General features: G+C 33.2%; 13 protein-coding genes and 2 pseudogenes. 4 read left to right on the plus strand and 11 right to left on the minus strand.

Translation table 11 applies throughout. The features are described 5' to 3' along the window. Positions 1–15 precede the first annotated feature (15 nt). The 4 genes and pseudogenes from yhbY to MHH96_RS21675 form a co-directional block, all read right to left on the minus strand. On the minus strand, positions 16–309 hold the full coding sequence (yhbY, locus tag MHH96_RS21660) for a ribosome assembly RNA-binding protein YhbY (protein WP_016202941.1): 294 nt from the start codon (positions 307–309) through the stop codon (positions 16–18). After that, positions 303–1,139 (minus strand): shikimate dehydrogenase, encoded by an 837-nt coding sequence (gene aroE, locus MHH96_RS21665; RefSeq protein WP_047941325.1) that lies wholly within the window; start codon positions 1,137–1,139, stop codon positions 303–305. The genes yhbY and aroE overlap by 7 nt, the downstream gene beginning before the upstream one ends. Before the next feature lie 43 nt (positions 1,140–1,182). Next, the gene (gene yqeH / locus MHH96_RS21670) at positions 1,183–2,286 is read right to left on the minus strand and encodes a ribosome biogenesis GTPase YqeH (protein WP_047941326.1); all 1,104 of its coding nucleotides are present in this window, start codon (positions 2,284–2,286) and stop codon (positions 1,183–1,185) included. 3 nt (positions 2,287–2,289) lie between these two features. After that, positions 2,290–2,829 (minus strand): annotated as a pseudogene (locus tag MHH96_RS21675) (YqeG family HAD IIIA-type phosphatase); the annotation flags it as partial. Between the two features lie 555 nt (positions 2,830–3,384). Between MHH96_RS21675 and MHH96_RS21680 the strand changes: the two are divergent. Beyond that, the gene (locus MHH96_RS21680; protein WP_016202937.1) at positions 3,385–3,525 is read left to right on the plus strand and encodes a sporulation histidine kinase inhibitor Sda; all 141 of its coding nucleotides are present in this window, start codon (positions 3,385–3,387) and stop codon (positions 3,523–3,525) included. A 68-nt stretch (positions 3,526–3,593) separates the two neighbouring features. Here MHH96_RS21680 and MHH96_RS21685 read toward each other — a convergent pair whose 3' ends face one another. Further along, positions 3,594–4,400 (minus strand): phosphatidylserine decarboxylase, encoded by an 807-nt coding sequence (locus tag MHH96_RS21685; protein ID WP_144546685.1) that lies wholly within the window; start codon positions 4,398–4,400, stop codon positions 3,594–3,596. Positions 4,401–4,527: 127 nt separating this feature from the next. On the opposite strand from MHH96_RS21685, the gene pssA reads away from it, so the two are divergent. Beyond that, entirely contained in the window at positions 4,528–5,067 is a 540-nt protein-coding gene (pssA, locus tag MHH96_RS21690) for a CDP-diacylglycerol--serine O-phosphatidyltransferase (RefSeq protein ID WP_047941329.1), read from the plus strand. A 156-nt stretch (positions 5,068–5,223) separates the two neighbouring features. Here pssA and MHH96_RS21695 read toward each other — a convergent pair whose 3' ends face one another. The 4 genes from MHH96_RS21695 to MHH96_RS21710 form a co-directional block, all read right to left on the minus strand. After that, complete coding sequence (locus MHH96_RS21695; protein WP_047941330.1) at positions 5,224–7,005, minus strand: M3 family oligoendopeptidase; 1,782 nt, start codon at positions 7,003–7,005, stop codon at positions 5,224–5,226. A 236-nt stretch (positions 7,006–7,241) separates the two neighbouring features. Beyond that, positions 7,242–7,442, minus strand: coding sequence for a hypothetical protein (locus MHH96_RS21700; protein ID WP_047941331.1), 201 nt, complete (start codon positions 7,440–7,442; stop codon positions 7,242–7,244). A 121-nt stretch (positions 7,443–7,563) separates the two neighbouring features. Then, positions 7,564–8,328 (minus strand): N-acetylmuramoyl-L-alanine amidase, encoded by a 765-nt coding sequence (locus tag MHH96_RS21705; protein ID WP_047941332.1) that lies wholly within the window; start codon positions 8,326–8,328, stop codon positions 7,564–7,566. Positions 8,329–8,491: 163 nt separating this feature from the next. Continuing rightward, positions 8,492–8,947: a hypothetical protein gene (locus tag MHH96_RS21710; RefSeq protein ID WP_144546687.1), complete on the minus strand. Its 456-nt coding sequence runs from the start codon at positions 8,945–8,947 to the stop codon at positions 8,492–8,494. Between the two features lie 311 nt (positions 8,948–9,258). Here MHH96_RS21710 and MHH96_RS21715 point away from each other — a divergent pair, with 311 nt between their 5' ends. Next, positions 9,259–9,579, plus strand: coding sequence for a hypothetical protein (locus MHH96_RS21715; protein ID WP_047941334.1), 321 nt, complete (start codon positions 9,259–9,261; stop codon positions 9,577–9,579). Between the two features lie 137 nt (positions 9,580–9,716). On the opposite strand, the pseudogene MHH96_RS21720 reads toward MHH96_RS21715, so the two are convergent. Together MHH96_RS21720 and MHH96_RS21725 are read right to left on the minus strand one after the other, a co-directional pair. Then, positions 9,717–10,109: pseudogene (locus tag MHH96_RS21720) on the minus strand (sigma-70 family RNA polymerase sigma factor); the annotation flags it as partial. A gap of 17 nt (positions 10,110–10,126) precedes the next feature. Beyond that, positions 10,127–11,626, minus strand: coding sequence for a recombinase family protein (locus MHH96_RS21725; protein ID WP_341117992.1), 1,500 nt, complete (start codon positions 11,624–11,626; stop codon positions 10,127–10,129). Positions 11,627–12,018: 392 nt separating this feature from the next. Here MHH96_RS21725 and MHH96_RS21730 point away from each other — a divergent pair, with 392 nt between their 5' ends. Beyond that, a complete protein-coding gene (locus tag MHH96_RS21730) occupies positions 12,019–12,447 on the plus strand; it encodes a CBO0543 family protein (protein WP_341118145.1) in 429 nt (142 codons plus the stop codon). The last annotated feature ends 199 nt before the right edge of the window (positions 12,448–12,646 follow it).

Below are 12,646 nucleotides of genomic sequence, written 5' to 3' on the forward strand. Positions count from 1 at the left end.
GCCTCTTCTACCGACTTATGATGGTAAATTTATCGTTTTATTTTCTTTTGATTCTTTATATAATACAATTGTATTTCCTATAATTTGAACTAGCTCACTTTTTGTTCCGTTTACTAACTCACTTGCTACCGTATCTTTATCTTCATCACAGTTTTGCAAAATACTTATCTTTAATAGCTCTCTTACCTCTAAAGCTTCACTTATTTGTTTAATCATATTGTCATTAACGCCACCTTTTCCTACTTGGAATATAGGGCTTAAATGGTGTGCCTTTGCTCGTAAAAACCTTTTTTGTTTACCTCTTAACATGATGATCCTCCTAATTGTGTTAAAACATTTTGTCTCATTCTAGCTGTATCTGGGAAAATTCCTTGCCATTTCTCAAATGCTAAAGCTCCTTGATATACAAACATATCAATCCCATTTTGGGTTATAGCGCCCTTGGCTTTTGCATCTTTTAATATTTTTGTTTCTAATGGATTATAGATAATATCACTAACGAATGTGCCCTTCTTCAAATTGCTTACTTGAATAGGCGAAGCATCTATCTTTGGTGACATTCCAATGGAAGTTGTTTGGATGATAAGTTCATATTCCTCAAGATTTTTTTCCACTGAAGCAACTTCCAGTATATTAGTTACGACTGGAAAAGGACAGGCTTCTTTCAGCCTTTCTGCATTTGAAAGCGTACGATTACAAATATCTATTTGGTGTACTCCATAATTAGCTAATGAAAAATAGATCGCTCTTGCGGCACCACCACTACCAATAATCAATGTTTTTTTCTGCTTCAAGTCGGTAAGCTGGTCTAATAGACTTCTTAAATACCCATCTCCATCCGTATTATACCCAACCCACTTTCCATTTTTACAAACCACCGTATTAACAGCGCCAATTGCTTCACTCAATGGGTCTAGTTCGTCCAAAAAGGGAATGATTGCTTGTTTATGGGGGACGGTCACATTAAAGCCATCTATATTACTATCCCTCAAACTTTTTAGTCCCATTTCGAGCATCTCTGTTTTAATATGCATTTTTTTCATTTCAGCATCGAAACCATAGAAATGAAAAAGGTCATTATGCATAACAGGTGACATCGAATGTTGAATTGGATCACCAATTACTGCATAGTTCTTCATAAATAGCCGCTCTCCTTTTCCCCTTGCTTTATTGCAAAACAGATTATATTAATGATTTACGCAACAAGGCATGTACCCCTTTAGGCACATAAACAGAAACTTGAATATTCGGTTCATTCATCGTTATCCAGCCTAATCCGGAAAACACAATATCTGTTTTTGGTTCTTTTATAGAAAAATCATGCCTTACCAACTCAGGAAAAGCATCCAAATGCTCTCTTTTAGGAGGTGTCAATAATTCACCCGCATGTTTTTTATACAGCTCGTCTGCTTTTTCCAACTTCGTCCGATGGATTGTTATTTCATTAGAGAAATAGCATACAAAGCTACTGCGCTCGCCTTTTACAAAATCAAATCGAGCCAGGCCGCCAAAGAATAACGTTTGTTGATCGTTTAATTGAAAAATTCTTGATTTTATTTCTTTTTTTGGCGTAATAATTTTTAAATCCTTTTTATCTACAAAATGAGCCATTTGATGGTGATTAATAATTCCAGGGGTATCCACTAGATATTTACCATCCGACAATGGAATTTCAATAATGTCTAGCGTTGTACCAGGAAAATGTGATGTAGTAATTACATTTTCTTCTCCAGATACCTCTTTTAGAATTCGGTTAATAAAAGTAGATTTTCCTACGTTTGTGCAGCCCACTACATAAACATCTTTTCCGTTGCGATGATATTCAATAGCATCCAGTACTTCTTTAATATTCTTTCCTTTTTCTGCACTGACAAGGTATACATCCTCTGGTCTTAATCCTAAATCCTTCGCTTCTTTTTTCATCCAATTGATAACCTTCTGATGTTTCACTGATTTTGGTAAAAGATCTACTTTATTTCCTATTAGTATAACTTTATTGTTCCCAGTAAAACGATGAAGGCCAGGTAGCCAGCTTCCATTGAAATCAAAAATATCTACTATTTTTACAATTAAGCTGTCACTTTTCCCTATTTCATTTAGAATCTTTAAAAAATCATCATCTGTTAAAGAAACATCTTGTACTTCGTTATAATGCTTTAAACGGAAACATCTTTGACAAATAACCTCATCTTTTTCTAATGAAGAAGAAGGTGCATAGCCTAATTCATTCTTGTTCTCTGTCTGAATAACTACTCCACAGCCGATACAATGTATTCTTTCTGTCACGTATTAATCCTCCCAAGTTAATTTTCCGTTTCTACGAAACCAATTTAAAATTCTTCTTTCGATTCTACGATTAATTCTGGTCATAAACCCATCTGTTTGCGCAACAGGCACGACTAAAATGGTATGAAACCCACTACGATTCCCACCTAGAACATCTGTTAATAATTGGTCCCCAATTACAACTGCTTCTTCTTTTTTTATATTCATTTGCATGATAGCTTTTTTAAAAGCACGGCCAAGCGGCTTTCTAGCAGCAAAAATAAAAGGAATATGCAACGGGTCAGAAAATGACTTTACTCTTGCTTCTTTATTATTGGAAACAATTGTGACTTTAATGTCATTTCTCTTCATTTCTGCAAACCATTCAATTATTTGTGGAGTCGCAAGCGGGCGATCCCATTCTACTAACGTATTATCTAAGTCTGTTATGATGCCTTTTATTCCTTTTTTCTTTAAATCATCTGGGGAAATTTCAAATATATTTTTAACAAACTGATTTGGCAAAAATTGATTTAACACTAAAAAACACCTCTTAACTCTTTCATTTCTATAGTTTAACCAGTATGTCTTCCTATTGTTATGGTAACCATTTTTGCGATAGAAGAAAATAATATTATACCGTTTTTCTTCTTAAAGAAGATACCATATTCTTGCTTTTTTTAATAATAGCAAAATAATTTTCGACAAAATACGCATTTTTCAACATATGTGGATAACATTATACACATAATACCCATTGATTTACATATAGTCCACATAGTTCTCAACAAAATAATCACAGGTTATCCACTGAGCGCTGTGGATAAACGAACAGTTGTTCTCTATGTTTATTTTTGTTAAAGTAAGGATACAATATAATATCCAAAAAACTTCCAAGATTAATTTACTAAAAAAGAAGATTAAAAGTGTTTTCTACATAGCAAATTTTTTACATAGACAAGCTCGTTTTCTGATAAACATTGTCGATTGATCCATCTTGTATGCACTTTTTAATCAGCAAATTTTTTTAAAACCTTATTTCAACACTGAAAACAACTACATTTATATATGTTTTCTATGAAAATCTTCTCATTATATTCGAATGGAGGTGTTTCTGGCATGCGAAAACTGTCAGATGAATTATTGATTGAGTCCTATCATAAAGCAAGGGAATTAAATTTAAGCCCTGAATTTATTCGTCTCATCGAAACAGAGATTCACCGACGTTCTTTAAGCAACAAGATAAAAGTCTCCTCTTAACCCAATAAAAGTAATTATATATTCCATTTGAAAACAGCCTTGTACAAGGCTGTTTTTCTTTTAAACTATTAATTTTTGTATTCATTGCGCTTTGCGAAGCTCTCTCCAATAACCTCTCCTATTTTAACTGGATATGGAATGGAATGAAAGCCTTTCTGTTTAAATGTATTTTTTTCAAATAGTAACACAACAGTTGAACCAAATGAAAAATAAGCTATTTCCTCTCCCTGAACTACGCGGTCTTTCTTATGGTTTAGGACGATAGAGTTAATAAACATGGCACCAACCTTCACAATACAGATCCCGTTTCCTTCCTCTGTCTTTAATTCCGTTATAGACCGATAATTTTTGGAGAGGGTGGATTTACCCCACTTTAAACCATATTTATTAACAGGATACGATTTATTTCCAAGTGTCCAACGATTTGTTACAGTACCTGTGACAGGACAGTGAATGCGATGATAATGACTTGGGCTTAAATAAAATATTAAATAAGTTCCACCAATATATTTATCCACTGTTTTTTCATCCCCAAGCATTTCATGAATAGAATACGTTTTTCCTTTAACTAAAATAGAGCTATCTTCTCTTACTTCTCCAATATCCTCAATCACTGCATCAACAGGACTAATTATTTCTCTATGATCAGCATGAATATTTCGGCAGTTGGCTTTTAATTTTCTAATAAAAAATTCATGCAAGGATCCGTATTCCTTTAGTTGTTTGTCCATTTCCTCTATATTTATTTTATAAACTTTTGCAAAGGAAGGAATTAAATATCGGCTCCATCTAGAATAAGCAAATTTCTTAATCATATAGGAACTCCATCTTCCATTTGTCAGTTCAATACAAAGTCGATAAATTGTTTCTTTCAATGAAGCAATCCTCCAATAAATAAAAATTTTTCTTTACGAATGATCATATACTAATTAGAATTATATATGATTATATAAAAAAATGGTTGTATGAAATGCAAAACATTTCATACTAGGAGTGAATCTAATGTTTTTACATGGAGTTTTAGAACAAACTATCAAGAAAATTAAAACTCAACTCGCTAATGTGTTAACTTTAACAAATATTTCATTAGGTGCTTTTGCAATTATCTATAGTTTAAAGGGACATCTCCAATTAAGTCTACTGCTTATTTTTATCGCTGCATTAGCAGATAGACTGGATGGAATGACTGCCAGAAAATTCAATATCGAATCAGAGCTTGGCAAACAGCTTGATTCTATGAGTGATATCATTTCATTTGGGGTAGCACCGGCATTATTAGTGTACCAAGGTATTTTATTTGAGTTGGGAGCACCAGGATCTTTCTTTACAGTCCTTTATATTGTGTGTGGCGCTTTTCGATTAGCTCGATTTAACATTACGGAAAGTCATGGTTTTTTTACAGGCCTGCCGATAACTGCAGCTGGATGTATTTTAACCTTTAGCTGTCTATTTTTCACTTTTATACCGAGCCATATTTATTTATTTCTTATGCTTATTCTTTCCATTCTGATGATTGGAAGTTTCAAATGGAGAAAAATCTAAGCATTTACTAAAGCTATTCATCAAAAAATTAAGACCTCCTACACACCAGCAGCTTTTGGTATGTAGGAGGTCTTTTATCTACATTTTTCCTTTTAAACGAATGCCTGTAATTCTATTCCTTACTGTATCCTTTGAAAAATCAGATTAAAAGCTCTTTCATTCATTCGTTAACGCTAAAAATTCTTCTACATCCTTAATACAAAGATCTATGGCACTATTCCAGAAATCCTCTTTTGTTAAATCAATTTGAAGGTGCTTAAATGCCAATTCTTCTACTGTCATGCTTGCTGTATCTCTTAATAGGGCAATGTATTTCTCTTCATAGCCTTTTCCTTCATCCAATGCTTTTGCATAGATTCCAAGTGAAAATAGAAAACCAAATGTATAAGGGAAATTATAAAAAGGTACACCTGTAATATAAAAATGCAATTTTGAGCCCCAGAAAGAAGGATGATATTCATCTAAAGCGTCCCCATATGCTTCTTTTTGTGCGTTAAGCATTAACATATTTAATTGCTCTTTTGAAATTAATCCATTTTGACGTTCTTCATAAAATCTTGTTTCAAAAAGAAAACGAGCATGAATATTCATTAACAATGCTATAGATCGCTGAATTTTATCTTCTAATAAGACCAGCTTTTCATCCTCTGATGATGCAGCCTTTAATGCTGCATCTGATACTATCATTTCCGCAAATGTAGACGCTGTTTCTGCCACATTCATTGCATAATTTCTATTTAATGTGTGCATATCCCGCATAGCGTATGTATGAAAACCGTGGCCCAATTCATGGGCTAAAGTTGAAACATTTGACGGCGTACCAGAATACGTCATAAAAATGCGTGACTGAGCACTTTCAGGGAAATAGGTGTGAAAGCCCCCTGGCCTTTTCCCTTTTCTATCTTCTGCTTCAATCCATCTCTCTTCGAACGCTTTCTTTGCGAATCCTGACATTTCCGTACCAAATTGCTCGAAATGTTTAATAATAAATTCGGCACCTTCTTGGTAAGACATTTTTGTTTCTATTTTACCAAGAGGAGCATCCAGATCATACCAGCTTAATTTTTCTAATCCTAACAATTTAGCTTTTCTATTTAAAAATTGTACAAATGGCTGTTTTTTCTTTGAAATTGCATTCCACATTGCCTGCAATGTTTCTTCTTGCATCCGATTAATCGCTAACGGTTCTTTTAAGAAATTAGTCCAGCCTCTCATCCCATAAACATTTAATCGGAAACCAGCTAAATGGTTTAATGTTTTGGCAAGAATTTCCCCATTTGCGTCCCATGCTTTTTCCCATTCTCTAAACACCTTTTTTCTAACTGCGCGTTCAGGATTTGAAAATTTATTGGCAGCTTGTCCAACGGAGAGATTTTCTTCATCAAAAGGAATCTGAATTTTCCCAACGACGGTATCATACATTTGGCCCCAGCCATAATAGCCATCAACACTTAATTTATTTATCAATGTTTCTTCTTCTTCAGATAATTTTTCTTTAGCAGCCGCTCTTCTTTCTGACAGCACAAAATAAAGTTCTTCTAGATTATTTCCTTTAAATAAGGAATCCCATTCCATATCACTATATAAGGATAATTTCCCATCAAGAACCGTTAACACATTTTGAAACACAGCACTTAATTCAGTTACTCTACCTCTTAATGTACTTGCTCCTTTATCCTCCATATTCTGCGCCTCTAAACAGCTGACAAAAGCACCTGCTTGTCTTACTTTTTTTACGACAACTTCAAACTGATTCACAATTTGCTGCAAAGAATCTTTGTCCGTCTCCTGTAATGGCTCATACTTATGTACATATGCTGATAATTTTTCGATTTCATCCATTGACATAGCTAAATGCTCTCTAAACTCTTGAGAATTACTTCCTCCAGGAAATAAACCCTCTAAATCCCATGTAGCTTGATATTCTTCTATCTTCACTTTTCTCCACTCCTTTCACTGCTACTACTATGTCATTATAGTTTGACTATCGAAATATTTCCATTCTTTCTGTAAAAATAGTAAAATATTTCTGATAACAAAAGAAAAAGCATCGTTATCTTAAAAAGATACATGATGCTAGAGTCGATATGAAGCAGCTTGCTTGTATTGTCCATTATTTCATCAGCAATCACTATATTTACTATTCCAACATCTAAATTTTTTTTCTATTTCCCTTAGCGATAAAAACTACCAAATGCCCAAAAACCCCAAAATAAAATGATAACAATAAAAAGAATGATTAAAAATGCGTACCAGAAACCACCATATACACCGCCATAAGCAGGATAAGGGGCACCATAGCCAAATGGTGCAGGTCCCATTCCACCAAGCGGAACAGCTGCTGGTACTTGGTTTGGGTATCCATAACCAGCCATTTATTCTCCTCCTCTCTTTCTATAAAATATTCTTAATTTGTTGTGAATGTTTTAGGCAATTGTCCCGTTTCTAACTTTTTCCTATATATCCACTAATTATTTAAAAATGTTATTTCTCTTTCTAAGGAGATATAAACGTATGAAATCCAGCTTCCTTCGCTTTTTCTGCTAAACGCTCCGCATTCGTTCTATTACTAAATGCACCGATTTGTACTTTAAACAGATTGTTTTGAAATAAAATAGCTGTATCAAATCCCTTTTCAGCTGCTTCCATTGCTTTTTTTTCTGCGTTTTCCTTTTCCTTAAATGCTCCAATTTGTACACGATAGATTGGTGATTGACTTTTCTTCTTCTGCAGAGAAAAGGCCGTTTCTAATCCTTGGACATGCCCTCTTGCAATCTTCGTAATAAAATTACTATCTTTTAGCTGATTCGCATCTGCTACTGTATCAATGAACCCATTTTCTGTTAACAAAGCAGGCATGATTGTTTCTCTTAATACGTGAAAATTTGCTTTTTTCTTTCCTCTATCATTAAATCCTGTCTCATCTATAACTACCTTATGAATATCATTCTGATAAGTGGTCGTAGGTGCGCCAACTCCCGGATAAATATAACTTTCGAAGCCATTACCCCCACCAGCATTTACATGAATAGAAAGATAAAAATCAGCATTCCAGTTATTGGCAGTTTTCACTCTTGCGGGTAAACTTACAGTTGAATCATTATTGCGACTCATCCGAATTTCCACATCTTCATATTCATTCAGAAGAAAACTTCTAACCTGTCGGGCAATACTTAAGGTAATATTTTTTTCTTGCAGCCCATTTCCAACTGCACCAGAATCTGAACCACCATGACCAGGATCGATAAAAATTTTAACCATGCTTTTCACCACCTTTCTAATAGTATAGATAGGTGGTGAAAATTCGCTTGTTTAAAAGCCTATATATCGAATGTTAGATCTACCCCTATTATCTCCGGGAAACTGCTTGCATAATAGGCAGAGCTGAAAAGATAGATAATTTTTCTCTCTTGATTTACTTCTTTTATGAAAAGATAATACTCTCTCTTTCTGTATTCTCGATAAATTTCACCTCATGAATGGAATCATTTTCATCACAATAATATATGGACTTACTGATAATGGAATTCTCATCTTCTCCAAAACTAAAAAACACGATAAATTTAACCATTCCTTTTTGCAGACCTTCTATGTCGATGCTGTCATTTTCAGCAGTAAATTGATATGGTGTTTTTAAACCCAAGTCAAATCTCCAAACTTCATTGTTATATAATTCCCCACTTACTACTTCATGCTTCATCGTTAAATAGGAGTTGATATCAGCTTTTTTTTGCATACTTCTTACCGTATCTTTTAGCTCAGAAATGGAAATTTCGGCACCCTCTTGATATGCAACACCCTGCAAATCATCTATATTAGGAATGGGCCAGAAATTGTTAATAAAGGATATCAATAATGTAATGAATAGTATATGTCTCATAAACACAGGTCTTCAACCCCTTCGATAAACTTTAATCTTTTCTGCTTTGCAGCATCTTTATATTTCATGTATATTACAAATGTTATAAAACATTTACAAGAAGTGAAAATTTTTGTGAGACATTTTTTGCATTCTAAGTTTGTTAATGTTCCCTTCTCATTATAAAAAAAGGAAGGCCTGTACCTTTCTAACGATATGATTTACCCACTCCAAAAATGATTAAATTTTCCAATTATGCAGTCATTCCCCCTTTTCTTATTCGCATACTTCTAAAGGACATGCATACAATGTATGGAAGGAGGAGAGACAAAATGAAAAAGATCTCTTTAATATCCATTATCATTCTATTGGGTTTTATTGCTTACATAGAAACACCAACCGCAAAAATTAACAAAAATAATGTTCTCTTTTACGGAGCTATAAAGGAAGAGCAAGAAGTTAGCAGTAATGGAGATGAAATATTTGGAGCTCCGGATCTTGAATATAAATTAGAAGAAACAAAAGAAGAAGATGGGTTTATAGTGGAAGTTTACCGTGAATATGAAATTTATAAAAATCGGCAAGGCGAAGTTGTAAAAACGGTAGCAACCGACAATACAGAATCCCTTCATTACGCAAAATATAAAAGATAGAAAAAGCCGCTTAGTCAACCTTAAAAAACTAAGCGACTAAGCTGCTCTTCTATCCTTTAAATACGTTATCGATGTGTCTATATAAAACGATTTCCTCATAAGAATGCAAATCTATAGAACATCCTTATGTAAAGTTTTTATTCATTTTTCCGCTTTTTTTCCTTTTCTGCTCGATAAAATTCATGGAACATTTTCATTAATGCTCTTTTCTCTATTCTTGAAACATAGCTTCTTGAAATCCCTAATTCTTTTGCAATTTCTCGTTGCGTCTTTTCCTTCTTTAAATCTAGACCAAACCTGCCGATGATTACTTCTTTTTCTCTTTCATCTAAAACATCAATATATTCCTTTACTTTCTCAAGCTCCATATTCAACTGAATCGTATTGACAACATCTTCCGATTCTGATTTTAGAACATCAATAAGACTAATTTCATTCCCCTCTTTATCCTGACCAATTGGATCATGCAGGGAAACATCCTTTTTGGTTTTTTTCAAAGCTCTCAGGTGCATAAGGATTTCGTTCTTGATTACAATAGGGTACAGCGTTAAAAGATTTGTATATTTATAGTCTCACTGTCTACAACAATTACTTCTTTAATTACCCTTCTCAATATTTCTTGTTTATGTTCAAAAGAAAATTCGTTTTTCTTATTCTTCATAAACATATTGATTGCAGATTCCAAGGCAACCACACTTGGTTCTTTACCTGCAGCTACTTCATTTTCATTTAACATTTCGTTATACTTATCTTGTAACTTCTTTTCTTTTATTTGAAGATTTCTTATTTGTTCTTTGATTTCTTCCAGATCCATATCATCATCTTCACTTAGGCTGACAAGTTGGAATAAACGCTTGCGGCCCTTTTTAGCTTTTTCTATTTCTGCTAAGACATATTCCATTTCTTCTTTTAAATGGGTCTTTTCATCTTGTTCTCTAAATTCAGCAATTTTCTTTGGATCGCTGAGTAAATCCACTATAGTGTCCCACACATACTTATTTAATTTGTTTTCGCTTATCTGTTTACCGCATCCCTTTGATTTTGAACCAGCATAATTTTTGCGACATGTGTAAATAAAAAAATCTTTACCATGCGATTTCGTTTTTTTACCTGTCATTGTTCCTCCGCAACGATCACATCTTACTAAACCAGATAATAAATACTGATGAAAGCTTACTTTTGTTTTGCGTCTTCTCCCCTGCTCTAATAGGGACTGGGCATATTCAAATTGTTCTAGTGAAATAATTGCAGGTATCTCCGTTTTTAACCATTCTTCTTCCGGCCTGATTTTTCCATATTCCACTTTTTCCCCTGCTTGTTTTTTTACATAATTACCAACCGTATCATATTTGTTTTGAAAATAATTACCTGTGTATGCTTCATTCATCAATATTTGACGAACTACTTGCCGATGCCAGACCTTTGCACCACGTTTTGTTGGAATACTTATATCTGTTAGGTGTAGAGCAATACCATTTATACCCTGAAATTTACTGTTAGGATTGGTGTAATAGTCAAAGATCATCCTGACTACCTTTGCTTCCTCTTCATTTATTTCGTATGTTTCTTTCTCTTTATTATAATGGTAGCCATATAAATGATTGTTTTTAACAACCTTACCAGACTTGGCTTTTCGATATCTTCCTGTCATAGTATTATGTTTAATCTTAGCTTTATCAAATTCAGAAAAGGCACCCCTAACTTGGAAATACAATTGTCCTTCAGCGTCGTTTTTGTAATCACTTCTGACAAACTGTAACTCTACGTTATTCTTCTGCAGTGTCTCCGTAATCATTAGCTGTACTAATAACTTTCTAGATAACCTGTCAGGATCATAACATATCACTTTATGAATAAGTCCATTTTCAATATCGTCTTGTAATCTAGTCAAAGCAGGTCTATTCATTATTTCGCCAGTTATTCCTTCATCAACGTATTTTAGGTATTCTTCATTTCCAGCTAATTGAATGCACTCTTCAATCTGGCCGTTTATGCTGAATCCCTTTAATTGTTCCTCTGTCGACACCCTTGCGTAAATTCCTATCAAGTTTATTTTGCTCCTCTCTATATTTCTTTACAATATAATGATAGCAATCTTGGATAACTTTGTCAGTATTAGGACCTTTGATAATGTTGACCTTCATGTTGTCATCACCTCATTAATCTATATGAAGTGATGGCTCGTACTTATTAGTCCAAAAAAATTCCTATAAATGATCTTCAGCTTTGCTTACTTTGACTATCTAGTACTCCGCGTTATATTTAGAAGTCTTTTTCCGTATATTCTGTTGAGATTATTTTATTATACAACCGGGAAAGATAGAGAAATGGTTTAAGTGAAAATATTTACCAATAATTGCGCTCTTGAAATAAATAAAATTCAGTTCTGAGGAAAAGATAAAAATAAAAAGGAAAAATAATATGATTTTTAATGTCATGATGGTCTTTATATTGCCTTGGATTGTAGGGTGCTTTCATCTTTACAAAAAGGATAGATTGATAATCCCGCTCATTGGCTCATTTTTTTCAGTAATAGCATTTACTGTAAATGAATTAGGTTTTTATTTGAACTTTTGGAAGGTAAATTCCTCTAATAATACATTTTCCTTTCTACCATTTAATTTAGGTATTTATCCAATATTAGCAAGTTACTTAATATTTTTTATTAAAAGAAGGAAGAGTCCTTTTCTTTATATCTTTTTAATATCATTATTTACAACTTTACTTGAAGTGATATATGTCTTAACTGGAAAGATTATTTACGGAAATGATTGGAATTTTATGTTTACCTTTTTTTCCTATCTGTTTCCCTATTATCTCGTATATAAATATTATGTTTTTCTTAAAAGGAAGAACGTTTTAAAATAAAAAATTTAAAGACCGTATGCTTATTTTAAAACTATACGGCAGTATTCCTTTAACTATTTATTTGAGTTCTTCTGGTAATACCGGTGCAGTTTTATTGAATAGGAAACCTAGGAAATTGAGCTATTTAATTCTAGTTTAATTAGTTATTTAATTAAAACAATTATGTATTGTTAGATTCATTCAGAAAATCTACTATAAA

Origin of the sequence: Niallia sp. FSL K6-0212 (assembly GCF_038007605.1) — a bacterium.
GTDB classification, from domain to species: Bacteria; Bacillota; Bacilli; order Bacillales; family Cytobacillaceae; genus Niallia; species Niallia circulans.

Bases quoted from the DNA above. Each gene is read 5' to 3' on its own strand.
- yhbY (WP_016202941.1), bottom strand. From the start codon at position 309: ATGTTAAGAGGTAAACAAAAAAGGTTTTTACGAGCAAAGGCACACCAT.
- MHH96_RS21710 (WP_144546687.1), bottom strand. From the start codon at position 8,947: ATGAGACATATACTATTCATTACATTATTGATATCCTTTATTAACAAT.
- pssA (WP_047941329.1), top strand. From the start codon at position 4,528: ATGTTTTTACATGGAGTTTTAGAACAAACTATCAAGAAAATTAAAACT.
- MHH96_RS21700 (WP_047941331.1), bottom strand. From the start codon at position 7,442: ATGGCTGGTTATGGATACCCAAACCAAGTACCAGCAGCTGTTCCGCTT.
- aroE (WP_047941325.1), bottom strand. From the start codon at position 1,139: ATGAAGAACTATGCAGTAATTGGTGATCCAATTCAACATTCGATGTCA.
- MHH96_RS21730 (WP_341118145.1), top strand. From the start codon at position 12,019: ATGGTCTTTATATTGCCTTGGATTGTAGGGTGCTTTCATCTTTACAAA.
- MHH96_RS21715 (WP_047941334.1), top strand. From the start codon at position 9,259: ATGAAAAAGATCTCTTTAATATCCATTATCATTCTATTGGGTTTTATT.
- MHH96_RS21705 (WP_047941332.1), bottom strand. From the start codon at position 8,328: ATGGTTAAAATTTTTATCGATCCTGGTCATGGTGGTTCAGATTCTGGT.
- MHH96_RS21680 (WP_016202937.1), top strand. From the start codon at position 3,385: ATGCGAAAACTGTCAGATGAATTATTGATTGAGTCCTATCATAAAGCA.